Annotated in this window: 23 protein-coding genes; 17 read left to right on the top strand and 6 right to left on the bottom strand. The window is 70.5% G+C overall.

The window, feature by feature from the left end; genetic code table 11:
• Positions 1–65 precede the first annotated feature (65 nt).
• Entirely contained in the window at positions 66–989 is a 924-nt protein-coding gene (locus tag AC1MGR_RS02325) for a lipid kinase (RefSeq protein ID WP_108037053.1), read from the bottom strand.
• Between the two features lie 416 nt (positions 990–1,405).
• Between AC1MGR_RS02325 and AC1MGR_RS02330 the strand changes: the two genes are divergently transcribed.
• The 5 genes from AC1MGR_RS02330 (at position 1,406) to AC1MGR_RS02350 (ending at position 6,699) form a co-directional block, all read left to right on the top strand.
• Positions 1,406–2,320 (top strand): hypothetical protein, encoded by a 915-nt coding sequence (locus tag AC1MGR_RS02330; protein ID WP_480233521.1) that lies wholly within the window; start codon positions 1,406–1,408, stop codon positions 2,318–2,320.
• A 101-nt stretch (positions 2,321–2,421) separates the two neighbouring features.
• Positions 2,422–3,594 (top strand): thermonuclease family protein, encoded by a 1,173-nt coding sequence (locus AC1MGR_RS02335; RefSeq protein ID WP_480233522.1) that lies wholly within the window; start codon positions 2,422–2,424, stop codon positions 3,592–3,594.
• Positions 3,595–3,693: 99 nt separating this feature from the next.
• Positions 3,694–4,674 (top strand): SPFH domain-containing protein, encoded by a 981-nt coding sequence (locus AC1MGR_RS02340; RefSeq protein ID WP_108037047.1) that lies wholly within the window; start codon positions 3,694–3,696, stop codon positions 4,672–4,674.
• Entirely contained in the window at positions 4,671–5,105 is a 435-nt protein-coding gene (locus tag AC1MGR_RS02345; protein WP_108037045.1) for an NfeD family protein, read from the top strand. The genes AC1MGR_RS02340 and AC1MGR_RS02345 overlap by 4 nt, the downstream gene beginning before the upstream one ends.
• Positions 5,106–5,262: 157 nt before the next feature.
• Complete coding sequence (locus AC1MGR_RS02350) at positions 5,263–6,699, top strand: phosphomannomutase (RefSeq protein WP_480233523.1); 1,437 nt, start codon at positions 5,263–5,265, stop codon at positions 6,697–6,699.
• Positions 6,700–6,753: 54 nt separating this feature from the next.
• Here the strand turns inward: AC1MGR_RS02350 and AC1MGR_RS02355 are convergent, their stop codons facing one another.
• Positions 6,754–9,669, bottom strand: coding sequence for a phosphoenolpyruvate carboxylase (locus AC1MGR_RS02355; protein ID WP_480233524.1), 2,916 nt, complete (start codon positions 9,667–9,669; stop codon positions 6,754–6,756).
• Positions 9,670–10,015: 346 nt separating this feature from the next.
• Here AC1MGR_RS02355 and AC1MGR_RS02360 point away from each other — a divergent pair, with 346 nt between their 5' ends.
• From AC1MGR_RS02360 to AC1MGR_RS02370, 3 genes are read left to right on the top strand one after another with little or no spacing between them, the layout of a single operon-like run.
• Positions 10,016–10,327, top strand: a complete 312-nt coding sequence (locus AC1MGR_RS02360) for a hypothetical protein (RefSeq protein WP_480233525.1) — start codon at positions 10,016–10,018, stop codon at positions 10,325–10,327.
• 59 nt (positions 10,328–10,386) lie between these two features.
• Positions 10,387–11,142, top strand: coding sequence for a hypothetical protein (locus AC1MGR_RS02365; protein ID WP_480233526.1), 756 nt, complete (start codon positions 10,387–10,389; stop codon positions 11,140–11,142).
• A gap of 43 nt (positions 11,143–11,185) precedes the next feature.
• Positions 11,186–11,635, top strand: coding sequence for a cupin domain-containing protein (locus AC1MGR_RS02370; RefSeq protein ID WP_108037036.1), 450 nt, complete (start codon positions 11,186–11,188; stop codon positions 11,633–11,635).
• 24 nt (positions 11,636–11,659) lie between these two features.
• Here the strand turns inward: AC1MGR_RS02370 and yddG are convergent, their stop codons facing one another.
• Entirely contained in the window at positions 11,660–12,529 is an 870-nt protein-coding gene (gene yddG, locus AC1MGR_RS02375; RefSeq protein ID WP_108037034.1) for an aromatic amino acid exporter YddG, read from the bottom strand.
• Positions 12,530–12,734: 205 nt separating this feature from the next.
• Here yddG and AC1MGR_RS02380 point away from each other — a divergent pair, with 205 nt between their 5' ends.
• The gene (locus AC1MGR_RS02380) at positions 12,735–13,937 is read left to right on the top strand and encodes a glycerophosphodiester phosphodiesterase family protein (RefSeq protein ID WP_480233527.1); all 1,203 of its coding nucleotides are present in this window, start codon (positions 12,735–12,737) and stop codon (positions 13,935–13,937) included.
• Positions 13,938–13,973: 36 nt separating this feature from the next.
• Here AC1MGR_RS02380 and phbB read toward each other — a convergent pair whose 3' ends face one another.
• A complete protein-coding gene (phbB, locus tag AC1MGR_RS02385) occupies positions 13,974–14,705 on the bottom strand; it encodes an acetoacetyl-CoA reductase (protein ID WP_480233528.1) in 732 nt (243 codons plus the stop codon).
• Positions 14,706–14,839: 134 nt separating this feature from the next.
• Positions 14,840–16,021: an acetyl-CoA C-acetyltransferase gene (locus tag AC1MGR_RS02390; RefSeq protein ID WP_108037028.1), complete on the bottom strand. Its 1,182-nt coding sequence runs from the start codon at positions 16,019–16,021 to the stop codon at positions 14,840–14,842.
• A 317-nt stretch (positions 16,022–16,338) separates the two neighbouring features.
• Here AC1MGR_RS02390 and phaR point away from each other — a divergent pair, with 317 nt between their 5' ends.
• Together phaR and AC1MGR_RS02400 are read left to right on the top strand one after the other, a co-directional pair.
• Positions 16,339–16,962: a polyhydroxyalkanoate synthesis repressor PhaR gene (gene phaR / locus AC1MGR_RS02395; protein WP_108037027.1), complete on the top strand. Its 624-nt coding sequence runs from the start codon at positions 16,339–16,341 to the stop codon at positions 16,960–16,962.
• Positions 16,963–17,122: 160 nt separating this feature from the next.
• A complete protein-coding gene (locus tag AC1MGR_RS02400; protein WP_108037025.1) occupies positions 17,123–17,371 on the top strand; it encodes a hypothetical protein in 249 nt (82 codons plus the stop codon).
• A gap of 142 nt (positions 17,372–17,513) precedes the next feature.
• Here the strand turns inward: AC1MGR_RS02400 and rpmF are convergent, their stop codons facing one another.
• Positions 17,514–17,702, bottom strand: coding sequence for a 50S ribosomal protein L32 (gene rpmF, locus AC1MGR_RS02405; protein ID WP_055946842.1), 189 nt, complete (start codon positions 17,700–17,702; stop codon positions 17,514–17,516).
• A gap of 388 nt (positions 17,703–18,090) precedes the next feature.
• Between rpmF and AC1MGR_RS02410 the strand changes: the two genes are divergently transcribed.
• The 6 genes from AC1MGR_RS02410 (at position 18,091) to rpoN (ending at position 23,860) form a co-directional block, all read left to right on the top strand.
• Positions 18,091–18,453 carry a helix-hairpin-helix domain-containing protein gene (locus AC1MGR_RS02410; protein WP_108037023.1) on the top strand — a complete coding sequence of 121 codons (363 nt, stop codon included), beginning with the start codon at positions 18,091–18,093 and terminating at the stop codon, positions 18,451–18,453.
• Between the two features lie 168 nt (positions 18,454–18,621).
• Positions 18,622–19,248 (top strand): ribonuclease D, encoded by a 627-nt coding sequence (locus AC1MGR_RS02415; protein ID WP_480233529.1) that lies wholly within the window; start codon positions 18,622–18,624, stop codon positions 19,246–19,248.
• 241 nt (positions 19,249–19,489) lie between these two features.
• The gene (locus AC1MGR_RS02420) at positions 19,490–20,287 is read left to right on the top strand and encodes a lipopolysaccharide-assembly, LptC-related protein (RefSeq protein ID WP_480233530.1); all 798 of its coding nucleotides are present in this window, start codon (positions 19,490–19,492) and stop codon (positions 20,285–20,287) included.
• Between the two features lie 38 nt (positions 20,288–20,325).
• Entirely contained in the window at positions 20,326–21,057 is a 732-nt protein-coding gene (locus AC1MGR_RS02425) for an LptA/OstA family protein (protein ID WP_480234912.1), read from the top strand.
• Between the two features lie 83 nt (positions 21,058–21,140).
• Entirely contained in the window at positions 21,141–21,929 is a 789-nt protein-coding gene (gene lptB, locus AC1MGR_RS02430; protein WP_243214809.1) for an LPS export ABC transporter ATP-binding protein, read from the top strand.
• A gap of 368 nt (positions 21,930–22,297) precedes the next feature.
• A complete protein-coding gene (rpoN, locus tag AC1MGR_RS02435; RefSeq protein ID WP_480233531.1) occupies positions 22,298–23,860 on the top strand; it encodes an RNA polymerase factor sigma-54 in 1,563 nt (520 codons plus the stop codon).
• Positions 23,861–24,077: the final 217 nt, after the last annotated feature.

Genomic DNA, 24,077 nt, shown 5'->3' on the forward strand with positions numbered 1-24,077 from the left:
CGGTGTCGTGCCGGGAGCGGGGATGGAGAGGGGCGGGGCCGGGACCGGCCCCGGATTCGGCTCGGTCAGGCCGTCAGGCCGGGGCTGCTCGCGGCCACGCCCGGCCGTTCGGCCGGTGCCGGGCTGAAGATCCGCACCGCCTTCGGCACCACCTTGAAATGGGCTGGAGTGTAGGTCGACAGCTCGCCGTCGGTGTTCACGGGGCGCGGCTTCTTGGTCTTCACCACGATCTCTGTGGTGCTGAAGGCCCGCACGTCGGCTGCCTTGCCCTGGGTGCCCTTGCGCAGGGCCGGCAGGAGCATCAGCAGCCGCCACCAATGGGCGACCTCGAGGCTGTAGAAGTCGAGCTTGCCGTCGTCGACGGTGGCCGTCTCCTCCACCGTCATGCCGCCGCCGTAGTGACGCCCGTTGCCCACGGAGACCTGGATGGTGCGCACCGTCTCGGTCTGGCCGTCATGCTCGATGTAGACGGTGAAGGGCCGCATCCGGCGGAGCACGCGGACCGCCGCGATGCCGTAGCCGAGAGTGCCCCAGGTCTTCTTCGATTCCGCGGTGAGGTCGCCGGCGAGGTCCGCCGAGAAGCCGATGCTGGCGACGTTGAAGTAGTAGTGCCCGTTGACGCAGCCGAGATCGGCCGGCCTTGCCTCCTCGGTGGTGATGAGGCGGGCGGCCTCCACCGGGTCGACCGGCAGGCCGAGCGAGCGGGCGAGATCGTTGGCCGTGCCGAGGGGCAGGATGCCCAGGGGCAATCCCGTCTCGACCAGCGCGGGTGCCGCCGCGTTGAGGGTACCGTCACCACCCCCGAGGATGACGAGGTCGCAGCCCTGCGCGTGGCGCTTGATGACCGCGGTACAGTCGGCGTCACCCGGCGGCTCGAAGGGTTCGATCCCTCCGGCGCGCAGGACATCGCGAACCTCGTCGAGGGAGAAGCTGCCGTTGCGGGCCTTCGGATTGACGAGGAGGAGCGCCTTGCGGGAGGACGCGCTCATCGGGGGCCTCCGATTCGGCCCGGATCAGACTGACGATGAGGGAACGGGAGACAACGAGGGACCATGAGGTTCGACACCCTCCGGTGCGTTCGCGCCGCGTCAGCGCAAAAGCATGGAAGGGTCCGACATCACGGTCAACGCCTCGACCGCCAGAGGGGCCCGGACCCGATCCCCAAGGTGGGTTCAGGCTTGGCAATGACAAGAGCCCGTCGGCACAAGAGTCCACCTTGCGGCGTACGAGTCTGTGTCGCGGCGCGTCCCCGCAATCCTCGCACTCGTCCACACCTCGGAACCTGGGCCGAGCCAATGCCCACGCATTCAGGGAAACTTAGCGGGCGCACCCGACGTTTCACTCCGGTCGATCGGTCCCGCACGCGCTTTTCCGAAACCCCGGCCGCGACCTCGGTGATGATGCCATGCGCCACGGTCCAAGCTCCAACGGAACCGGTCTCGTCCGACTTGGCTTCGCCTCGTCCGTGGCGCTGATGAGCGTCGCCCTCTCCGTGGGAACGACCCAGGCTCAAACGCGTCCGGGTTGGGTCGACCCGCCGGCGCGACAGACCGTGCAGCCCGGCACGGACAAGGCCGTCGGCGAGAAGTCGGCCCCTGAGCAATCGGTCTCGGAGAAGCCGGTGACCGGAAAGCCCGTGGCGGAAACGCCGGCGACAGCCCGGGCGCAGGCGGAGGGTCAGACGGCTCAGGACGCGGTAAGCTCCGAGCGGACGCCGATGGCCTCCCACCGGCGACGCGTGGCGGGATCCGCCGACGGCCGCCGTGTGGCGACCCGCGAGGGACGCGCCGCGCCGGAGCGACTCCATATCCGACCGCGGCTGGCCGATACGTCCACCCCGATGGCGCCATCGGTGGCGAGCTCGGACGCTCGCTTCCCCGAATGGGCCGCCGCCGCGACGCGCCTGACCGACCGCTACCTCGACAGCGTCTCGGCCCCCGGGGACGGGATGGTGGCTGCCGCGCCGCGATTCTATGCCGAGCGGGTGCGTTTCCACGGTCGCACCCTGTCCCTGGCGGCCCTCATCGCCGAGAAGCGCCGCTTCGTCCGGCGCTGGCCCGAGCGGCGCTATGAGGCGCAGGGCGGAGCGACCCGAACTGCCTGCAATGCGGCCAGCGCGACCTGCATCGTCCACACCACCTTCGATTTCCGCGCCGACAATCCGGTGCGCGGGGTGCGTTCGCAGGGCGTGTCCGAGCTCACGCTCACCATCAGCTTCGCCGGGGAGCGCCCGCTGATCGTCGCGGAGTCGAGCCGCGTGCTGCGCCGCTATGGTGCAGGGCCGCAGAGCGCTATAGCGAATGCGCAGCGCGGTGCCTGAAGCCGGCCCGTCGCGATCGGTCCGTCATACCCGGAGTTGTGCGCGTCTTGGATGATCGAAATCCACCCTCGCCGGTACCGGGTGACGCGCGACGGGACGGGATGGCCTCGGAGCGCGAGACCTTGCGCCTGCGCATCGCTCAAGCGATCGCGCAAGCGGGCGCCTATCCCGTGGCGGAACGCACGCTCGCGCTCCTGGCGGAAGCGGCCCTCGTGCCGAGCCCGGAGCCGCCCGGCTACCATGTGATCGACCGGACGGGCGCACCGCGTCACGTCACCGAGGCGGACGGGACCTTCGTCCCAATGGATCTGCCGGCGCTGCTCGCGGAACTCCGTGACCGGCACCCCGCCCTGTTCCGGCCGATCCCCGAGCCGGACCCCGAACCCGCGCCGGAAGCCGTTCCAACGGAGGATTTCCGCACGGCAACGGCACGGTTCGTCGAGGCGCAGTCGGTCCTGGCACGGTCCCTGGTCACGCGCTCGGCCACCCGCACCCGTGCCCTCGCCATCGCCCTGTCCGGGCGCTTCGCAACGCTCCGGCGCGGCCGGGTCGCGTCTTCGCCGACCGAGGGGCTCGCGTCGGGGAGCATGACCGACTTCGCGGAGCCGAGCCGGGCAGGCCTCGTCGCGGGCCGCGTCCGAGAGGGAGCCCAACGCGTCGGGGGCTACGCCCGGGGTCGCCTCGCCGACAGCGCGTCGCGGCTCGGTGAGGTTGCCCGTGACCGCAACGTGATGCGCGATGCCCTGTCTCGGCGCGCCCTCCCGATCGGACTGGGAGCGGCTGCGCTCGTGGCCCTTCTCGCCGTCTTCGGAGGGCGGACGCCGCAGGAAGCCGCGTCGCCCGACGCGGCGGGGCCGACGCCATCGTCACCGCAGGCTTCGTCCACGGTGGCGCCCCCGAGCGCGCCCGACATGAGTCCGGCTCCGCCGGAGGAAGCCCTCCCGAAACAGGCCGCCGCCAACGAGATCAGCGGTCCGGTCGAGGTCATCGACACCGCGACCCTGCGCGTCAGTGGCAAGCTCGTGCGCCTGTTCGGGGTCGAGTGGGTGCGTGGCGGACAGGCCGACGAACTCACCCGCTACCTCGCCGGCCGCACCGTGACCTGCCAGCCGGTGGCGGGCAGCGAGGCTCGCCTGTGCTCGGTGGAGGGGCGCGATCTCTCCGAAGTGGTGCTGTTCAACGGCGGCGGTCGCGCCTCGCCCGAGGCGACGCCCGACCTCGTGGCCGCCGAGGACCATGCCCGCGCCGAACGCCTCGGCGTCTGGGCGCGCTGACCGCACGGGGGCCCTCCGGGTCGCGACCACGTGAACAACGCCCTTGCTTCGTCACGGCCCGCCGGTCTCAATGCCGGCGGGACGGCCGGGGGACGAGGCATGGATTTCTCTGTGGGCGTGAGCGTCGCTGCCGTGGTGCTCGTGGCGCTCGTCGTCGTCACCCTGGGGATCGGCATCAACATCGTGCCGCAGGGGCACGTCTATACCGTGGAGCGGTTCGGCAAGTACCACCGCAGCCTGGAATCCGGCCTCGGCCTCATCGCCCCCTATGTCGAGCGCATCGGCCGGCGGGTGAACGTGATGGAGCAGGTCATCGACGTGCCGAGCCAGGAGGCCTTCACCCGCGACAATGCCGGGGTGCGGATCGACGCCGTGGTCTTCTACCAGGTGCTCGATGCGGCCCGCGCCTCCTACGAGGTCTCGAACCTCGAGGTGGCGATGATGACCCTGACCATGACTAACATCCGCACCGTGGTCGGCTCGATGGACCTCGACCAGCTCCTGTCGCACCGCGACGAGATCAACGAGCGCCTGCTGCGGGTGATGGATGCCGCCGCCTCGCCCTGGGGCGTGAAGATGACCCGCATCGAGATCAAGGACATCGTGCCGCCCGCCGACCTCGCCGGCGCGATGGCGCGCCAGATGAAGGCCGAGCGCGAGAAGCGCGCTTCGGTGCTGGAGGCGGAGGGGCACCGGCAGGCGGAGATCCTGCGGGCCGAAGGGCGCAAGCAGTCGGCGATCCTGGAGGCGGAAGGGCGCAGGGAGGCGGCCTTTCGCGACGCGGAGGCCCGTGAACGCGGGGCGGAGGCCGAAGCGCGGGCGACCCAGCTCGTCAGCGAGGCCATCGCCAAGGGCGACCTCGCGGCGGCGAACTTTTTGGTGGCCGAGAAGTACGTGGAGGCGGTGAAGGCCATCGCCACTGCGCCGAACCAGCGCGTGGTGGTGGTGCCAATCGAGGCGGCGGCCCTGGCCGGCACCCTGGGCGGCATCGCCGAGATCACCCGCAGCGTCTTCGGCGAAGGGGCTCCGACCCGGAAGAGCGCGGGCCTGCCTCCGAATGTCGGCGGGTCCGGGCGATGATCGCGTCGTTCGTCGATGCGATCGGCCCAGCCTGGACCTGGATCCTCGTCGGCCTCGTGCTGATGGGAACCGAGCTCGTCGCCTCGGGGGTGTTCCTGCTCTGGCTCGGGCTCGCGGCCGTAGTCACGGGGCTGCAGCTTCTCCTCGTGCCGATGCCCTGGCAGGGACAGTTGCTGCTGTTCGCCGCCCTGTCTGTGGCCTTCGCGGTGGTCGCGAGCCGCCGGGCCAAGGCCGGACCGAACGCGCTGAACCAGGGCGCCCAGGGCCTCGTCGGACGGGACTATCCTCTCGTGGCACCGATCGTCGCCGGAGAGGGGCGTATTCGCGTCAACGACACCCTCTGGCGCGTCACCGGCCCGGATGCGCCGCTGGGCGCCCGGGTGCGGGTGACGGGGGTGGAGGGCACGCTGCTCACGGTCGTGTCGGTCTAGCACTGTTCGCCCCTGTGAGGCTCGCGCCGCTGGCCCTCACGGACCGGCGCGCAATTGAGGTGGGGAACCACTTCTCCTAGAAGCAGCGCAGTCGTGTTGTAGAAGCAGCGCAGTCGTCTTGCCGGCGCCGCGCCGTGCCCCTGTGATCGGAGTTCTCATGAGCAGCTTGAAGTTCGGAACGAGCGGTTTGCGTGGGCTGGTCACCGACCTGGTGGGCTGGCCCAGCTACGCCTATGCCAGCGCCTTCTTCCGCTCCGTCGCCGAGACGACCAGCACCGGTCGCACCGTCGTGATCGGGCGGGATCTGCGCGACAGCAGCCCCGGCATCGCGGCGACGGTGGCGGCCGCCGCAGCGGGCGCCGGCTTCACGGCCATCGACTGCGGCGCGCTGCCGACACCGGCCCTGGCTCTCGAAGCGCTTCGACGCGGCGTCTGTGCGGTGATGGTCACCGGCAGCCACATCCCGGAAGACCGGAACGGCCTCAAGTTCTACCGGCCCGACGGCGAGATCACCAAGACCGACGAGGCTGCGATCCTGGCCGCCCTCGGCGATATCTCCACGGAAGCCCCCATGGCGGCGGCCGCTTCCGCCGCCCCGGAGGGCGACGCGACGGACCGCTACCGCCAGCGCTACCGCGCGGCCTTCGCATCGGACATGCTGGCGGGCCTCCAAATCGCGGTCTACCAGCAGAGCTCGGTCGCGCGCGACGTGCTCGTCGACCTGTTGACGGCGCTGGGGGCGGACGTGACCGCGATCGGGCGCGCGGACCGCTTCGTTCCGATCGACACGGAGGCCCATCGCCCAGAAGATATCGCCTTCATCCGCGAAGCCATGGCGTCGGGCGAGTTCGACGCCCTGGTGACGACGGATGGCGACGCGGATCGGCCCCTCGTCGCGGATGCCGCCGGACGGATCCTGCGGGGGGACGTCCTCGGGCTGATCACGGCGCGCTACCTCGGCGTCGATACCGTCGTCGTCCCCGTCACGGCCGGCTCGGCCATCGAACATGCGGGCGGCTTCCGGCGGGTGCTGCGCACCCGGGTCGGCTCGCCCTACGTCATCGCCGGCATGGCCCAGGCGGAGACGGAGGGCGCCGATGCCGTCGTCGGCTTCGAGGCGAATGGCGGCTTCCTGCTCGGTTCGGACGTGACCCTCGATGGGCGAACCCTGCCCGCATTGCCGACCCGCGATGCGATGCTGCCGATCCTGGCCACGCTGGCCGCGGCGCGCAAAGCCGGATTGTCCCTCGCCGACCTCGTCGCGTCCCTCTCCGTGGGCGAGACCGCGAGCGATCGCCTGCCCAACACGCCGGCCGAGAGAAGCGGCGCTTTCCTGCGGCAACTCGGCCAAGAGGCGTATCGGCGGGATTTCGTTCGGCCGATCGGCGAGCCGCGCGCCGTCGACGAGCAGGATGGCGTGCGGATGGAACTCGACGCCGGACGCACCCTTCACTTCCGCGCCTCCGGCAACGCGCCCGAACTGCGCTGCTATGCCGAGGCGGGAACGGCCGCAGAGGCGGAGGATCTGGTCCGCTGGGGCTTGGCGGCTGCCGCGGCCGCGATGAAGCCGGGCTCGGACGCCGCGCCGCACTGACGGGCGCCCGGGCTCCGAAATGGGGGGGCGTGCCGGAGCCGCGCGCCCCGCGCCTCAGCCGAACGCGCCCACCTCGTGCTGGATCATGCCCGAGATCTCGCGCACCCGTAGGAAGCTGCGCCGGATCGGCTCGAACAGCGTCTTGTGCTCGGCCTCGTAGGTGCCGACGTCGCGCGGTCCGGCCGGCTCGCCGAAGTTCAGCCCGAGGGTCGGATCCGGGGTGATCGGGAAGATGTCCTCCAGCAGCGTGAGGCAGCCGTCGATGTCGAGGCGCAGGAAGCGCTCGATCAGCGCCTCGCGGCTCACGCCCGATTGCGGGCGGAATCCCGGGATGTGCACGGCCAGGAACCAGATCCGGTGGATCAGCGCGAGGCGGATCGCGTGCAGCAGGGTCAGGCGGGCCGACATCCGGCCGAGGTCGGGCGCGGCGACCTGCAGGTTCAGCCAGTCGCAGGTGAGGCGGCCGAAGAGGTGGCGCAGGTCGGGGGCGAGCCGCAGCCGGTCGAGGGCGTTGGCGATCACCACGAGCTCCTCGCGCCGGCCGTCGCGCTGCGTGCGCCGGGCCCGTTCCAGCCACACCGCCGGGTCGAGCGTGTCGATATACGCGCGCAACACGTCGAGGTCGGAGACGCTGGCCGCGTGCTGCACCAGCCGGAAGGCGCGTGAGAAGCGCACGGAGTCCCGGCGCATGTCGCGGAACAGGTCCGGCGTCCGCCCGGCCGCCCGGCCGACGCCGTGCAGGGAGTTGGCCAGGAAGCCGAGCTGCTGCAGGATCGCGTTGTTGGGGATCGCCCGCATCTGGCGCGGATGGGTGATCATGGTCGGGCCGCCGCCATCGGTCTGGCGGGCGACGGGCCGGGAGCCCGTGCGGTCGAGGAGGCTCGGGCCGAAGGTCCCGAGCAGGGCGGCGTAGCCGGGATCGTCCACCAGGGCTTCCATGTCCTGGCGCACCACGGTGAAGAACTCCGCGGCGAAATCCGGTTCGGCGTAGATCGGGTCGTCGGTCTCGTCGGCCCCGCTGGCGGGATCGGAGAGGACATAGTCGGCGAAGCTGTCGTCGTCGGCGACGTCGAAGGCGAAGACGTGCTCGGCGATGCGCTCCACCGTGGCTTCGGCCAGGGGCAGGGTGCCGAACATCAGGTAGCCGTCCGACCCCTGGAAGCTCGATTCGAGGCGCACCCGGATTCCGGCAGTCCGGTTGCGCCGCCGCGAATCCTCCGGGGCGAGATAGGCGAGGCGGTCGCGCAGGGAGCTGGGATGCGCGCCCCGGCCGATGGATTCGCCGTGGGTGTCGAAGATCGCGAGCTCCACGCCCGTGAGATCGTTCTGCACCATCAGCTCGGTGATGCGTAGGCGCAGGCGCTCGATCCAGAAGCTCGCCGCGAGCTGGCCGACATAGCGCCCGGAATCCGAATAGCCGAACTGCACCGTCAGGCGCCCGATGCGCTTGAGGTACTGCCGCCAATGCGGGTTGCGGAGCGCGTCGTCGAGGACGCGGATGCCCTGTTCGAGGGCGCTGGCCGTCTCGAAGAGCGGCGTGATCTCGACCCGGTCGGCGATGCCGTAGTGCCGCGCCAGCCAGAGGGCGGCGAGCAGGGTGTAGCCGGTCTCGGTCTCCGCGATCAGGAAGCGGACCGGGTGGGTGCCGTCCACGTGCTTGAGGATCTGCGTGATCGTCATCATCAGCCGCGCGGCCGAGGCCCGCTCGGCGGCGAGCGCGCCGAAATCCACGTCCACCGCCTGCACGTCGTTGAGCAGCGCGTGGATGGTGGCGAGGTGCGAACGGCGCTGGGCGGCGTCCGTGGGTTCACCCTCGAGATCGGTGACGCGCCGCACCGCGTTGTGGATCTGGCTGGCGTTCAGCCGGAAATGCGGCAGGGCGTTCGAGAGACCGTGGGTGGCGATGCCGGACCGCAGCAGGGCGATGCTCCGCTGGTCGGCCTCGGATTCTGCCGCCCCGAGGGCGCCCGCGAGCCCGGCCAGGATCGCGCTGGAATCGGTCTGGGCCCGTTCGCGCTCGATGATCAACGCGAGGGCGAAGCGGTGCACCGCCTCCAGGGACGGCTTGGTCCCGAGCCGGGGCGCCACGGCGAGCTGGCGGTTCACGGCGGCGAGCGCGTTCCCGGTGAGGTCGCGCACCACCTGGGTCGCGGGCACCTGGGGCAGGTGGCGCATCACCCGGTCGAGCTGCATCCGCTTCGACTCGAGGCGATAGCGCAGGGTGTCCCACCAGCCGATATCGGTGCGTCCGTCGGTGTCGCATCCGACCCAGCTCGCGATCGCGAAGGGTTTCGGGACCAATTCCGTCCAGCGGTCGGGCCAGCGCACCCGGGCCGCATCGAGGAGCGCGGCGTTGAAGCCGTCGACGGCGGTACGGCCGTGATTGGCCGCGATGCAGGCCTGGTCGAACTCGTCGTCCAGGCTGATGTTCGGATCGGGCCGGGTCGAGAGGGCGGCTGCGCGCGTCAGCAGCGGCGCGCGGGCGGCGCCCTCAGCCTGGCTCGCCGCCTGGGCGATCAGGGCGGCGACGGCGCGCGGCATCCCGAAGGTCGGATGGGCGGTGAAGACCACGGCGAAGCCCGTGCGGCCCACGAGGTCCCGGAAGGTTTCGAAATCCCCCTGGCGCGCGGGCACCGCCGCCACGAGACGGGCGGCCATCCGGCTGTCGGGCGCCGACGCCGCGTCCCGGTCCAGACCCACATAGGCGCGCAGGCGCTCGGCGCGGGACGCCAGCGACTGGGATCGCAGCCGGGGGAACAGGGCGTCGAGGTCGTCCTCGCCGATCTCGCCCCGGTCGAAGCGCCGGGTGATGGCCAGCGTCACCGCGAGCACGGGGTTGCGGAACGGATCCTCCGCCGCCTGCTCGCGGGATTCCTCGATCAGCCGCAGGAGATCGTGCTCCAGGCTCTCCGCCCCCTGCGCTTCATGGCCGGGGTCGTAGGCGGCATCGGCCGGATTGAGGTCATGCATGCGCATCGATCGACCTTGAGGTTCGGGAGCGGGCTAGGGCGTCATACGGCATGCGGACGACGCCGGTGCGTCGGAACGGCGCGAAATCCCCGGCCATCGACACGGAACGAGGACCATGTCCGGGGGTCACAGGGTGCATTCCTGCGCAGTCCATATCTGCACGGTTGTTGACTGCACGGCTCGTGCCTGACGGCCCCGGGACTGGGGATATCGGGCGGGGTTCGCGCCATCACTTCTGACATCGTCCCTCGACGACGCAAGGACCGTTCCGGCCCGGGGCGGCGATCCGCGAAAGCGGCGGAGGAGGATGCAACGCGGCGCGTCCTGGGCTAACCCTGGACCCGGCATGGAAACACTCCTGATCCTGGGGGCCCTGGGCGTCCTCCTGTTCTCCGGCTTCCTCGTGGCCCTTCAGCTCAGGCGTGGGCGCCGCCCCGAGCTGCGCATGGCGCGCGAGGAAGACCTCGTGGACGAGGCCGATGGCGAGGATCTGCTGATCCGCAGCCTCGAGCCGTTGCGCCCCAGTCCCATCGATCGCAGCGCGCCCGTCCTGGACATCGAGCCGGAGCGGCCGCTCGGGATTCCGGACGCGGACCCGGCCCGCGCGTTGCCGTCGCCCCCCTACCCAGACCCGCATCGAGAACGAGAGCTTCGTTGATGGTGTGCTCCCGCACGCGCCGTTGGCCAACGCGTCAACCTGCGGCCTTCCTGTCCCTGATGGCCCTGATCGTGGCCGGTCCGGTCCAGGCACAGGGTCCCGAGCCGACGCTCGAAACCGAGCCGCCGGCCGCAGCGCCGCCCCCGCGCCGGGTCGCCCCGAAGCCCAGGCCCAAGGTCGAGCCTAAGCGCAAGTCCGAGCCTAAGCTCAACGCCGAGCCCAAACCTGCGGCCGAGGCCCCCGCGACCGCCCCCACCGCTCCGGAGCCCGCGCCCGCGCCGATGCCGGCCGCCAACCTGCCGGGGCTGACCGTGCAATGCGAGGCCCGGGCGGCGCTCTACGAGGGGCCGAAGGATTTCGCGGTCTGGGTCACGCGCACGGGGGCGGTGGTGGTCGAGAACCCGCTGCGTCCGCTCACGCCGGAGACCACCCGGGTGCTCGAGGTCGTCATCGCCGGCAAAGCCGCCACGGCGTACGGTCCCGACCTGTTCGCCCTACGGCGCGGAGGCAGCCCGGCGGCCCTGGGAGCGCTGCTCGGTGCCCCGGTCCGCTGGGACCCCGTGCCGGCGGCCCTGCCCGACACGCTCAACATCGTCTCCGACACCGGCAAGAGCCTGGCCGAACTCGGGTTTCGGGAATGCGGGGAGGCCCCCGCCGTGAAGAGTGCGCCGGTGGCCGCCGGGAACGAGGCGGCCAAGCCGAGCAGGAGCCCGGCGAAGAAGGCCCGCCCGAAGGTGGCCAAGGAGTCGGGGAGCGGATCATCCGGCGCCAAGGCGCCCCCCGGTCTCAGCCTGCCGCAAGGGGCCATCGAGTGACGCCATCTGCAGGAGTTCGTCCACCATCTGTAGGAGTTCGCCCATGAGTGCCGGATCCCAGGGACCGACCGCCGCCGAGGTGATCGCCCGCCTCGGCCTCGCGCCGCACCCGGAGGGCGGCCATTACCGTGAGACCTTCCGGGATCCCCGCACGGTCGACGGGCGCTCGGTGGGCAGCGCGATCTACTACCTCCTCGATCTCGGCGAGGTCTCCGAGTGGCACCGGGTGGATGCGGCCGAGATCTGGCACTGGCACGCGGGCGCTCCCCTCGTCCTGACGGTGAGCCCCAACGGTCACGATGCCAGCGCGACCTATCTCGGTCCCGATCTCGCGCGGGGTCAGCAGCCGCAGATCGTCGTCCCGGCCGGCCACTGGCAGACCGCCACCAGCCTGGGGGCCTGGACGCTGGTGGGCTGCACCGTCTCGCCGGCCTTCGAGTTCGCCGGCTTCGAGATGGCGCCGCCGGACTGGCGCCCGATGCCCAGGTCCTGATGGTCCGGTATCGCTGCGCCGGCGTTAGGGCGTCCCGGCGCGGGAGGCCCGCACCGCCACCCCGGCGCCGAGGACGATGAGGAGGCAGGCGAGCGCCAGGGCTGGGCTAGGCTCGGCATAGCCGGCGAGTACCAGGGTCAGGGTCGACAGGATCGGGGCCGCGTAGGCCGCGACCCCGAGAAGGCGCAGGTCGCCCCGCTTCACGCCGATGTCCCAGAGATAGAATGCGGCGCCCACCGGCCCCAGTCCGAGGGCGACGACCGCCCCCCATTGCACCGCGCCCGCCGGCCACAGCGTCGTCTCGAAGGCGCGGTGGCAGGCCAGGCTCAGGGCGGCGGTGGCGAGGCAGAAGCCCGCCACCGCATCGGTCGGCACTGCGCCGACCCGGGAGGAGAGCACGGAATAGCCCGACCAGACGAAGGCCGCCGCCAGGGCCGCGACGTAGCCGGGCACGGCTCCGGCAGCGAAGTCGATCCCGCCCCGCCCGGCGAACAGCACCACGACGCCGGCGAGCCCGAGGGCGGCCCCGCCGAGATGGCCGGCGCGCAGGCCCGCCGCCCCCGGAAGCCGGGCCGACAGCAGCACGATGAGGAGGGGCCAGAGATAATTGAGCAGGCCCGCCTCCGCCGGCGGGGCGAGGCGCAGGGCGGCGAAGTACAGCGCGTGGTATCCGAACAGGCCGCCGACGCCGAGGAGCCAGACCGGCCAGGGCTGGCGCAGGGCCCGGATGCCCGCCGGGCGCACGAGCCAGCTGGCGCAGCCGACGAGCCCCCCGAGCGCGAAGGTCATCGCGGCAAGCTGGAACGGCGGCACCGCCCCCGACAGGGCCGTGAGCAGGGCGAGCAGCGACCAGAGCAGGATGGCGCCGAAGCCGAGCAGGGTCGCGGAGGGCATGGGGAACCGGACGTCCGAGGCGGGAGGCGCCGCTGTCCCACGCCGGGGCCGCCCCGGGCAAGGCGAAGATGATCCGGGGCCCCTCCCTTCATCGACCGGTCACGGCCAGGCCCTACCTGCGTGGAGCAGGCAATCGGCGCGGAGGCGGGGCATGGGGACGGGATCTTTCGGATCGGGGTTGGCCCGGAGCGCGGGGGGACTGGGCATGGCCCTGTTCCTCGCCGCCGGCCCGGCGGGCGCGGGGGAGCCGGCCCAGCTCGGGCCGCGGCCCTTCTACCTCGTGGACAGCATGAAGCCCGGCCCCCTGAAGGAGCGCCTGCAGGCCTGCGGGGCGGACAGGCCCTACACCGCCCGCCGCTTCTCGATCTCGCACCGGGGCGCGCCGCTGCAATTTCCCGAGCATACGCGGGAGGGCGTGCTGGCCGCCGCCCGCATGGGCGCCGGCGTGATCGAGTGCGATGTCGCCTTCACGCGGGACCGGCAGCTGGTCTGCCGGCACGCCCAGTGCGACCTGCACACCACCACGGACATCCTCGCCCGCCCGGACCTGGCGGCCAAGTGCAGCCAGGACTTCCAGCCCGCCGATCCGGCCACCGGGCGCAAGGCCTCGGCCCGCTGCTGCACCAGCGACCTGACCCTGGCCGAGTTCAAGAGCCTCAACGGCAAGATGGACGCCAGCGACCCGCAGGCCACGACCCGGGAGGCCTACGCGCATGCGACCCCCCGCTGGCGTACCGACCTCTACGCGACCACCGGCACGCTCATGACCCACGATGCGTACATCGCCCTGGTCAAATCCCTGGGGCGCCGGTTCACGCCCGAACTGAAGGCCCCCGAAGTCCCGATGCCCTTCGAGGGTTACGGCCAGGACCAGTATGCCCAGGCGATGATCGATGCCTACAAGCAGGCCGGCATCCCGGCTTCCGAGGTGCGCCCGCAGAGCTTCCAGCTCCGGGACATCCAGTACTGGCTGAAGGCGGAGCCCGAATTCGGTCGACAGGCCCTGTGGCTCGACAACCGCGACGAGACCGATCCGGGCTTCGATCCCGAGAAGCCGGAGAGCTGGAAACGCGGCATGGCGGAACTGTCCGCCCTCGGCCTGCGCACCCTGGCGCCGCCCCTCTGGATGCTGGTCGGGGTCGGACCGAACGGGACGATCGTGCCCTCGGCCTATGCGCGCGCGGCGCGGGCCGCCGGCCTCGACCTGGTCACCTGGTCGCTCGAGCGCTCGGGGCCGCTGAAGGATGGGGGAGGGTACTACTACAAATCGATCCGTCCGCTGATCGACCGGGACGGGGACACCTTCGCGCTCCTCGACGTGCTCTACCGCGACGTTGGGGTGAAGGGGGTCTTCTCGGACTGGCCGGCGACGGCGACGTTCTACGCCAATTGCATGGGCATCGAGTGAGGGGCGCGGCTCCCGCGAAGGGAGCCGCGCGAACGACTATCCGGCGATGTACTGGGCGCCGTTGATGGTGAGGGTCGAGCCGGTGATGAAGCCGGAATCGTCGGCGGCGAGGTACTCCACCGCGCGGGCGATCTCCTCGGCCTCGCCGAGGCGGCCCACCGGGATTGTCGAGATGATCTTGTTGCGCACGTCCTCCGGCACCGCCATGACCATGTCGGTGGCGATGTAACCCGGCGCGATCACGTTGACGGTGATGCCCTTCGAGGCGCTCTCCTGGGCCAGGGCCTTGGCGAAGCCAATCACGCCGGCCTTGGCGGCGGAGTAGTTGGCCTGGCCGATCTGGCCTTTCTGGCCGTTGATCGACGAGATCAGGATGATGCGGCCGAAGCCCCGGTTGCGCATGCCCTCGATCACCGGCCGGGTGACCGTGAAGGCGGAGTCGAGGTTGGTCTTGATGACCGCCTGCCACTTCTCGAAGGTCATCTTGTGGAACAGGCCGTCACGGGTGATGCCGGCATTGTTGACCAGGATGTCGACCGGGCCGACCTCGGCCTCGACGGCCTTGATGCCGGCCTCGCAGGCCGCGTAGTCGCCGACGTCGAACTTGAAGACCGGGATGCCGGTCTCGTCCTTGAAGGCGTTGGCCGCCTCGTCGTTGCCGCCGTAATTGGCCGCGACCTTGTAGCCCTTGGCCTTCAGGCCCTTCGAGATGGCGGCGCCGATGCCGCGGGTACCGCCGGTGACGAGTGCGACGCGTTCCTGAGCCATGGTTTCCTCCGAAATCTGGTTTCTTGTGATTATGTTTGGCCGGTCGCGCTTTAGCGGACGGTCCACGTCGGGCGCGACCGATTTAAATTTGCGGTGCCGTCAAGAATTCATGCGGCACCGCCTGCGGCTCAGACTCAGACGCGCTCGACGCAGAGGGCCACGCCCATGCCGCCGCCGATGCACAGGGTGGCGAGGCCGCGCTTGGCGTCCCGGCGCTTCAGCTCGTGCAGCAGGGTGACGAGAACGCGGGCGCCGGAGGCTCCGATCGGGTGGCCGATGGCGATGGCGCCGCCATTGACGTTCACCTTGTCGGTGTCCCAGCCCATGTCCTTGTTCACGGCGAGCGCCTGGGCGGCGAAGGCTTCGTTGGCCTCGATCAGGTCGAGGTCGGACGCCTTCCAGCCGGCCTTGTCCAGGGCCTTGCGCGAGGCCGGGATCGGGCCGGTGCCCATCACCTTCGGGTCGACGCCGGCCGTGGCCCAGGAGACGATCCGGGCCAGGGGCTTGATGCCCCGGCGCTCGGCCTCGGAGGCCGACATCAGTACGATGGCGGCCGCGCCGTCGTTGAGGCCGGAGGCGTTGGCGGCGGTCACGGTGCCGTCCTTGGTGAAGGCCGGCTTCAGCTTGGCCATCGCCTCGATGGTGGCGCCGTCGCGGATGTACTCGTCGGTGTCGACCACGACGTCGCCCTTGCGGCCCGGCACGGTGACGGGGGCGATCTCCTCCTTGAAGCGGCCCTCCTTGCGGGCGGCCTCGGCCTTGTTCTGCGAGGCGGTGGCGAACTGGTCCTGCTGCTCACGGGTGAGCTGGAAGGCCTGCGCCACGTTCTCGGCCGTCTGGCCCATGTGGTAGCCGTTGAAGGCATCCCAGAGGCCGTCCTTGATCATGGTGTCGACGAGCTTGACGTCGCCCATCTTCTGGCCGCCGCGCAGGTACTGCGCGTGGGGGGAGAGCGACATTGATTCCTGGCCGCCGGCCACGATCACGGTGGCGTCGCCGTTGGCGATCTGCTGCATGCCGATGGCGACGGTGCGCAGGCCCGAGCCGCAGACCTGATTGACGCCCCAGGCGGTGGCCTTCTCGGGGATGCCAGCCTTGATGGCGGCCTGGCGGGCGGGGTTCTGGCCGGCGCCGGCGGTGAGGACCTGGCCGAAGATCACCTCGTCCACGTCGTCAGCCGGGACGCCGGCGCGCTCGAGGGCGGCCTTGATCGCCACGGCGCCGAGATCGTGCGCGGGGACGGTGTTGAATGCGCCGCCGAACGAACCCACCGCGGTGCGGGCCGCGCCGACGATGACGATATCTTCTGCTGCCATGGTGACGTTCTCCTCATTCCGGCGGGCGCTCCCTTGACGCTCTGAATGCAATCGAGCGTGGGCGCCTTTGTGCCGTTCCCTCGGATGAAAGCCGTCGACCCTGCGAAGTCAAGGCATCCGAAGGTTGTTTGCGGCCCCGGCCGTGACAGGACCCGCTCCGTTGCGTGGTATTCCGCGGGATGGGCGATAAATTGCTGTTTTCGTCGGCACGGGAACGTCTTAAGGTGTCCTTGTGCGGCGCGGGATCGAGCAGCGGTCCTCGGCGCCGCGGTAAGAAGATCGCGCGGCTACGAACGCGCCGGGAGAGGCCCCCAGAAATGGCGGATAACGGTAAGTCCACCCACACCGTCATCAAGAAATACGCCAACCGGCGCCTCTATCACACCGGGACGTCGACCTACGTCACCCTCGAGGACTTGGCGACGATGGTGCAGAACGGCGAGGATTTTCTCGTCTACGATGCGCGCTCGGGCGACGACATCACCCGTTCCGTGCTGACGCAGATCATCTTCGAGCAGGAGAACAAGGCCGGCGAGGACAACCTGCTGCCGGTGGCCTTCCTGCGCCAGCTGATCCGCTTCTACGGCGACAGCATGCGCACCATGGTTCCGAGTTTCCTGGAATTCTCCATGGCGAACTTCGCCCGGGACCAGGAGGGCCTGCGCGAGAAGATGGCGCAGAGCTTCGCGCCCACCGCGTTCCAGAGTGCGATGGAGGAACAGGTCCGGGCGAACATGAGCTTCTTCGGCGACGCGATGAAGATGTTCACCACCTTCGGCACCGGCCCGCTCTCCGGCATGGGCGCGCATCCCTCCTCGGCGGGCAAGTCCGGGGGCGTTCCCGTCCCGGCCCAGCACGGCTCGGCCGGGACCGATCTCGACGACCTCAAGCGACAGATGGCCGAGATGCAGTCCCGCCTCGAGGACCTGGCCAAGAAGTAGGCGCGGGCGGTCGGCGGGAACCGCTCGCATCTCCGGACGGCGGCCGAGATCCTCAACGGGTAACCTTGCTGCGCGAGAGGCGTCGGATCAAAGGTTGACGAACCGTTAACGCGGGCCAATTCTGTTCCCAGGCGCCATGTCGGCGCGGGGAGCGAGAGCCATGGCGTGGCCCGGGACGGAGCGGGACGAGCCGGCCGGCATGCGGCCCGAATCGGCCCCTCTCACGCGCCGGGACCTCGTGGTCATCCCGGGCGGCGAGGCGCTCGGGTTTCGACCGGTCCCGGCCCGCCCCCTGTCCGGGTTCCTGGCTCAGCTCATCGTCAGCGCCGAGCCGACCCTCCGGCCATCCCGCATCGAGCGCACGCGCTCGGCCGCCGCCCGCTACGCCGAGGCTGCGCGCCGCGCTTGACCGTCTCCGACGCCGCCTTTCGGCCCATGGGTACGGGCAACGAAAAAAGCCGGGCCCTTGGGGGGCCACGGCTCGGGCATCTCGCATGTGTCGTGCGGTTGTGTCGTGCGGACGGGGCGGCCGTACGGCGCCCCCGCGAGGCTCAGGCCTCGGTCGACTTCACCTTGAGGACCTGGCGGCCCCGGTACATGCCGGTCTTGAGATCGATGTGGTGGGGACGACGCAGCTCGCCCGAATCCTTGTCGGTGACGTAGGTCGGGGCCTTGAGGGCGTCGGCGGAGCGGCGCATGCCGCGACGCGAGGGAGAGGTCTTTCGCTTCGGAACGGCCATCGGAAGAGTCCTGTTACGGCAAAAAAAGGCACCGTGGGCGCGACTTCCAGGGGAAGGCCGCCTCGGTACCGTGGTCAAACGGAGATTCGCTGGCGGCTCTATAACGCCACCCGCAGGTTCTGGCTAGAGTGTCCCGCGCAGGAGGCAGGAACAGGCGGTGTCGACAGGTCCGGCACGGATCGGACCTGCGCGCACCGAAGATCCTCAGTCATGGCCACGCCGGCCCGGCCCTCGTCCAGGATGCGTCGGGGATTCGCTCTCCCGACACGGCGTAGTCCCGGCGTGGAAACGCGCGAGGACTTTAATCTGCGGTTCAAGTTGGAACTTCTATTCAGGAGACGGGCTCGCTGCCGCATCGCGCGGAGGGCGATGCTTTCGGGAGACATCCATGTCCTCATCCCTGCTGCGTACCCTCGCCGTTCTGACCTGCCTCGCCGCCGGCCCCGCCCTGGCCCAGGCGCCGAGCCCGGCTACCCCAACCCCCTCGACGGCTCCCAAGACCGTGGCGCCGACCGCGCCTGCGGCGCCCAAGGCGCCGACGGTCGAGCCGTCCGCGAAGACGGCCCTGGTCGACATCAACAGCGCCACCGCCGCCGAGCTCGACGCCCTGCCGGGCATCGGCGCCGCCCGCGCCGCCGCCATCATCAAGGGGCGCCCCTATCGTGGCAAGGACGAGCTTCTGTCCAAGAAGATCATCCCGCAGAACGCCTATGACGGCATCAAGGACAAGGTCATCGCCAAACAGAAGTGATGCTGGCCGAACGGACACGTCAGGTCCGGCGCGGTGCGTGGGCTGTCCCCGCGCGCCGCGCAGTCTGCCACCCTTGCGGGTGTCCGGGCCGGGTGATAGGCGCCGGGGATCACACGAGAAACGCCGTTCGTGGCCCGTCGTCGATCCCAGCGCGGAAATACCCCGTTCATGCCGCCGCATCCCGCCATCCGCCTGCATCGCGGCGACCTGCCTGCCGATTACGTCGCCGGCCCGGCCATCGCCATCGATACCGAGACCCTCGGGCTCAACCCGCATCGCGACCGGCTCTGCGTCGTCCAGATCTCGCGGGGCGACGGCACCGCCGACGTGGTCCAGATCGTTCCCGGCGGACCGGCGCCGGACACGCTGATGCGCGTGCTGGCCGATCCCGCCACCCTGAAGATCTTCCACTTCGCGCGCTTCGACCTCGCGGTGCTGTTCCAGGGCCTCGGGGTCATGCCGGCACCGGTCTACTGCACCAAGGTGGCCTCGAAGCTGGCCCGCACCTACACCGACCGGCACGGGCTGAAGGACGTGGTCCGCGAACTCGTGGGCGTCGACCTTTCCAAGCAGCAGCAATCCTCGGATTGGGGCGCCGAGACCCTGAGCCAGGCCCAGGTCGACTACGCCGCCTCCGACGTCCTCTACCTGCACGCCGCGCGCGCGCGCCTCGACGCGATGCTGGAGCGGGAGGGCCGTACAGATCTCGCGCAACACTGCTTCGAGTTCCTGCCGACCCGTGCGCGCCTCGACCTCGCCGGCTGGCCGGATATCGACATCTTCGCCCATGCCTAGAGGCGGCCTCCGCCGCGCAGGCCCCGTGACGCCGATCGCCCGCGCTCCGGCCTCCGTGCGCCGTCGCACATCCTCGCGCCCGCGCCTGCGCCATTCCGCCCTCGGGTGAACCGGAGGCTTGATGCTTTCTCAAGCTTCCCGTCATAACTTCGCCACTGCCCCCGGCCATCCGGCGGTCGACCCGGCCGTTGTGCGCGCTTCGCGCGCGCCGACGCCGCCGGGGCACGATGTTGGAAAGATCATGCACCTGGGCGCGGCGATCGAGACGGGGCAGACGAGCGACGGCCGCGTCGATGCGCGCCGGACCCGCGCCCATGCGCGAGCGCGTAACCACAGCAGCCACGTGCGCGCCCTGCGCCGGCTGATCCCCCTCGCGGCCGGGACCGCCGTCCTCGCCCTCGCGGTCGTGACCCTGTTCAATCCCTTCGGGGCGGGTCTACCCGACGTGTCGATGGGCCAGCTCAGCCTGTCGGGCAGCCGGGTGAAGATGGAAAATCCGCGCCTGTCCGGTTTCCGGAAGGGCGACCGGGGCTACGAGGTCACCGCCACCGCCGCGTTCCAGGACGTTCGCAAGCCGAGCGTGATCGAATTGCAGGCGATGAAGGGCCAGCTCAACACCGACGACAAGGGCGGCCTGGTCCACCTCGAAGCCGCCTCCGGCGTGTTCGATTCCTCGCGCGAATCCCTGAACCTCGACCGTGACATCCGGCTCTGGACGGACAAGGGCGAGGAGGTCCGCCTGAAGACGGCCGCCGTCGACTTCAAGGCGGGCAGCGTCCGGTCGAGCGAGACCGTCGCCGTCTCCATGCCGAGCGGCACCATCGTGGCCGACACCCTCGAGGTGATCGACAGCGGCCACGTCATCTCCTTCGTCGGCAACGTCCATACGGTCCTGCACGGTCGGGACGCGTCGGGCGGGGAGTCGCAGGACAAGTCCGAGGCCGGGGCCGATACGGCTCAGGTCGCCGGGCTGACCGGCAAGCCGGCGCGCATCCGGACCACGGCGGCCGAGCCCGAGGACGGGGAGCGCCGCCCGTGACGCGGTCCACGGGGAAGGACGTCGCCCCGGATCGGCGCCTGACCGCCCTCGTGCTCGCGCTGGCGGCCGTGATCGCGGCCGGATCCGCCGTGGCCCAGACGGCGCCCACGGCGCCGCGCAAGGAAAAGGCCGCTTCGCCCCTCGGCAATCTCGGCGGCGGGGGCAAGGAGCCGATCAAGATCGACGCCGACCGTCTCGACGTGTTCGATCGCGAGAACAAGGCGATCTTCGCCGGAAACGTCGTCGCGGTGCAGGGCGACAGCACGATCCGCTGCTCCAGCATGACGGTGCGCTACAAGCGCGGCAAGGACAAGAAGGAGCCGGCGGCGGGCGGTGAGCCGGCCAGTCAGGCCGAGCGGGCCGCCGGCCTGAACGAGAACGGCATCCAGCGCGTGGAGTGCGCCGGCCCGGTCACCGTGGTGCAGAAGGACCAGATCGCCACCGGCGACAACGCCGTGTTCGATCAGGAGGCCAAGCGCATCGTGGTGACGGGCAACGTCATCCTGAGTCAGTGCCAGAACGTCACCCGCGGCTCCCGCCTCGTCTACGACATGAACACCGGCCGTGCGAATATGGACCCGGTGGCGGGCGGGCGCGTCTCCGCCCTCCTCGTGCCGCAGAAGGAGGACGGCGCCAAGGGCAAGGGCTGCACGCCGGCGCCCATCGCCGGGCGCGGGGCGAAGCCCCCGGCCGACAAGCCTGCCGCCGACAAGCCCACCGAAGCTTCCGCCGAGAAGCCTGCCGGCAAGCCCCGGGCCCAGACGAATTGAGTGCCGCAGCGCTGGCGCCCGCCCTGGCGGAGCGCTCCTCCGACCGTGCCGGCGCGCCCGCCGCACCCTCCCTGCTCCGGCGCTTGTTCGGCGGCCGCGCCCGTCGTCGCGCGGCCGAGGCGGCCGCCATCGTCGAGGAAGGCGGCGGGCCGGGCATCCTCTGCGTGCGCGGCCTGCGCAAGAGCTACGGCGCCCGCACCGTCGTTCACGAGGCCGGCCTCACCGTGCGCAACGGCGAGGCGGTCGGTCTCCTCGGCCCCAACGGCGCCGGCAAGACCACCATCTTCTACATGATCACCGGCCTCGTGACTGCCGATCGCGGGACCATCACCCTCGACGGCCTGCCGATCACCCAGTTGCCGATGTATCAGCGGGCCCGCCTCGGCATCGGCTACCTGCCGCAGGAAGCCTCGATCTTCCGCGGCCTCACCGTGGAGGACAATATCCGCGCGGTGCTCGAGGTGGCCGAGCCGGACCGCAAGGAGCGCGCCCGCAAGCTCGAGTCGCTGCTGGAGGAGTTCGACATCGCCCGCCTGCGCAAGTCGCCGTCCATCGCCCTCTCCGGAGGCGAGCGCCGCCGCTGCGAGATCGCCCGGGCGCTCGCGTCCTCGCCGAGCTTCATGCTTCTCGACGAGCCCTTCGCGGGTATCGACCCCATCGCGGTCGGCGACATCCAGGACCTGGTCAAGCACCTGAAGCAGCGCGGGATCGGTGTGCTCATCACCGACCACAACGTGCGCGAGACCCTCGGGCTGATCGATCGCGCCTATATTGCCCATTCGGGCCGTATCCTCACCGAGGGGACACCGGAGGAGATCGTGGCCAATCCGGAGGCCCGGCGCCTCTATCTCGGCGAGGATTTCCGCCTTTAGGGGCCGCTCCCGTCCGGATCTTACAGTGCCAGCTCTGCATCCGGATCACAGGCCACGGGTTTTTTCGACCGGCGTCCCATAGGATTCGAGCCACACGCCTTTGGTGCAGTGCGAGAATTTCCGCTGATCTCACAAGCTTTTGTTAGCGCTCGGGATGCGACGCTGCGGTCTCCGCCGAGGCGCGGACCCCCGTGCTGCTTTCATGGCCTGCCCAATTTGCGTGCAAACTCGGTCCGCCATGCTTTGACGCGGGGTCGGGTTGGCGCTAGACCTGGAAGCAGACAATAGGAAGCAAGATTTGTGCCGAGGCTCGGCTCACGGCGACGTGCGCCGCTGGTCTGAGGTGCGACTCACCCGGGGCGACAACCATGAGTCTGCTGCAACGGCTGGAAATGCGCCAGGGCCAGGCCCTGGTGATGACGCCTCAGCTTCTCCAGGCGATCAAGCTCCTCCAGCTCTCCCAGCTCGACCTCGCCGCCTACGTGGATGCCGAACTCGAGCGCAATCCGTTGCTGGAGCGCGCCGACGGCGAGAGCGAGATCGAACGCCCGCCGGCGGAGACACCCTCCGAATCCTCGGTCGATCGCGACGGGGACGGCGAGGGGGGCGACTACGACGGGGGCGACGAGCCCTGGATCGCCACCACGCTGACGGCGAGCGGCGCCGACATCGAGAGCGCCCTCGACACCCGTCTCGACAACGTGTTCTCGGACGAGAACCCGACCCATGCCCGCGAGGCGGCCTCCGGCGACATGCTCTCGCTGACGCCGGCACCCTACGGCAATACCGGCGGCAGCTTCGATGGCGAGGCCCCGGATTTCGAGGCGAGCCTCACCGCCGAGGTGTCCCTGCGCGAGCATCTTGGCGCCCAGCTCGACCTCGCCACCCGCGATCCCATGGACCGGCTGATCGGGGGCTTCCTCATCGATGCCGTCGACGATGCCGGTTACCTGCGCGAATCGATCGACGCGGTGGCGGAGCGCCTCGGCGCCTCCCTCGACCGGGTCGCCCGGGTGCTGAAGCTCGTGCAGAGCTTCGAGCCCGCCGGCATTGCCGCCCGCGACCTCGCCGAGTGCCTCGCCCTGCAGCTGCGCGACCGCGACCGCTTCGATCCGGCCATGCAGGCCCTGGTGTCGCGCCTCGACCTCGTGGCCAAGCGTGATTTCGCGGCGCTGCGCCGGCTCTGCGGCGTCGACGATGAGGATCTCGTCGACATGCTGGCCGAGCTGCGCCGGCTGGATCCGAAGCCCGGCCGCGCCTTCGGGACCCGGGCGGTCGAGGTGCTGATTCCCGACGTGTTCGTGCGCGCCGCCCCCGACGGCTCGTGGCTGGTGGAGCTCAACGCCGAGGCCCTGCCGCGGGTGCTGGTCAACCAGAGCTACTACGCCCGAGTCTCCCGCGGCGCGGCGGCCGAGGGCGACAAGGCCTTCCTGTCGGAATGCCTGCAGACCGCCAACTGGCTCACCCGCAGCCTGGAGCAGCGGGCCCGCACCATCCTCAAGGTCGCCTCCGAGATCGTGCGCCAGCAGGACGCCTTCTTCCTGCACGGCGTCGCCCACCTGCGCCCGCTCAACCTGAAGACCGTGGCCGAAGCGATCGGCATGCACGAATCCACCGTCTCGCGGGTCACCTCCAACAAGTCGATCGGCACCAGCCGCGGCACGCTGGAGATGAAGTACTTCTTCACCGCCGCGATCCCGGGCGCCGCCGGCACCGCCTCGCATTCGTCCGAGGCCGTCCGCCACCGCATCAAGCAGCTCGTCGACGGCGAGGCGCCGAGCGACGTGCTCTCCGACGACGCGCTGGTTCAGAAGTTGCGTGACGAGGGTATCGACATCGCCCGCCGTACCGTTGCCAAGTACCGGGAATCCCTGCGTATTCCCTCGTCGATCGAGCGCCGGCGCGAGCATTTCGCCTATGCGGGGCGCTGAGGCGCCTCTGCGGGGCGTCGCCTCCGGCGATTGACCGGCCGGGGTCGGCGAATGCCGCCTTCCGCAAACCCGAAGGGCGCGCGCGGCCGGGGTCCGGGCCGCGAATGACGGATCGCCGGCGGGCACAAGGCCCGGACCCGACCTCGCGTTGACTTCTCCGAGAGAGGCTCCTTAACTCAGGTTGCGCCTCACCCAGGGCGTGTCCACAACGAAAATT

The organism is Methylobacterium sp. BI1, assembly GCF_056680125.1.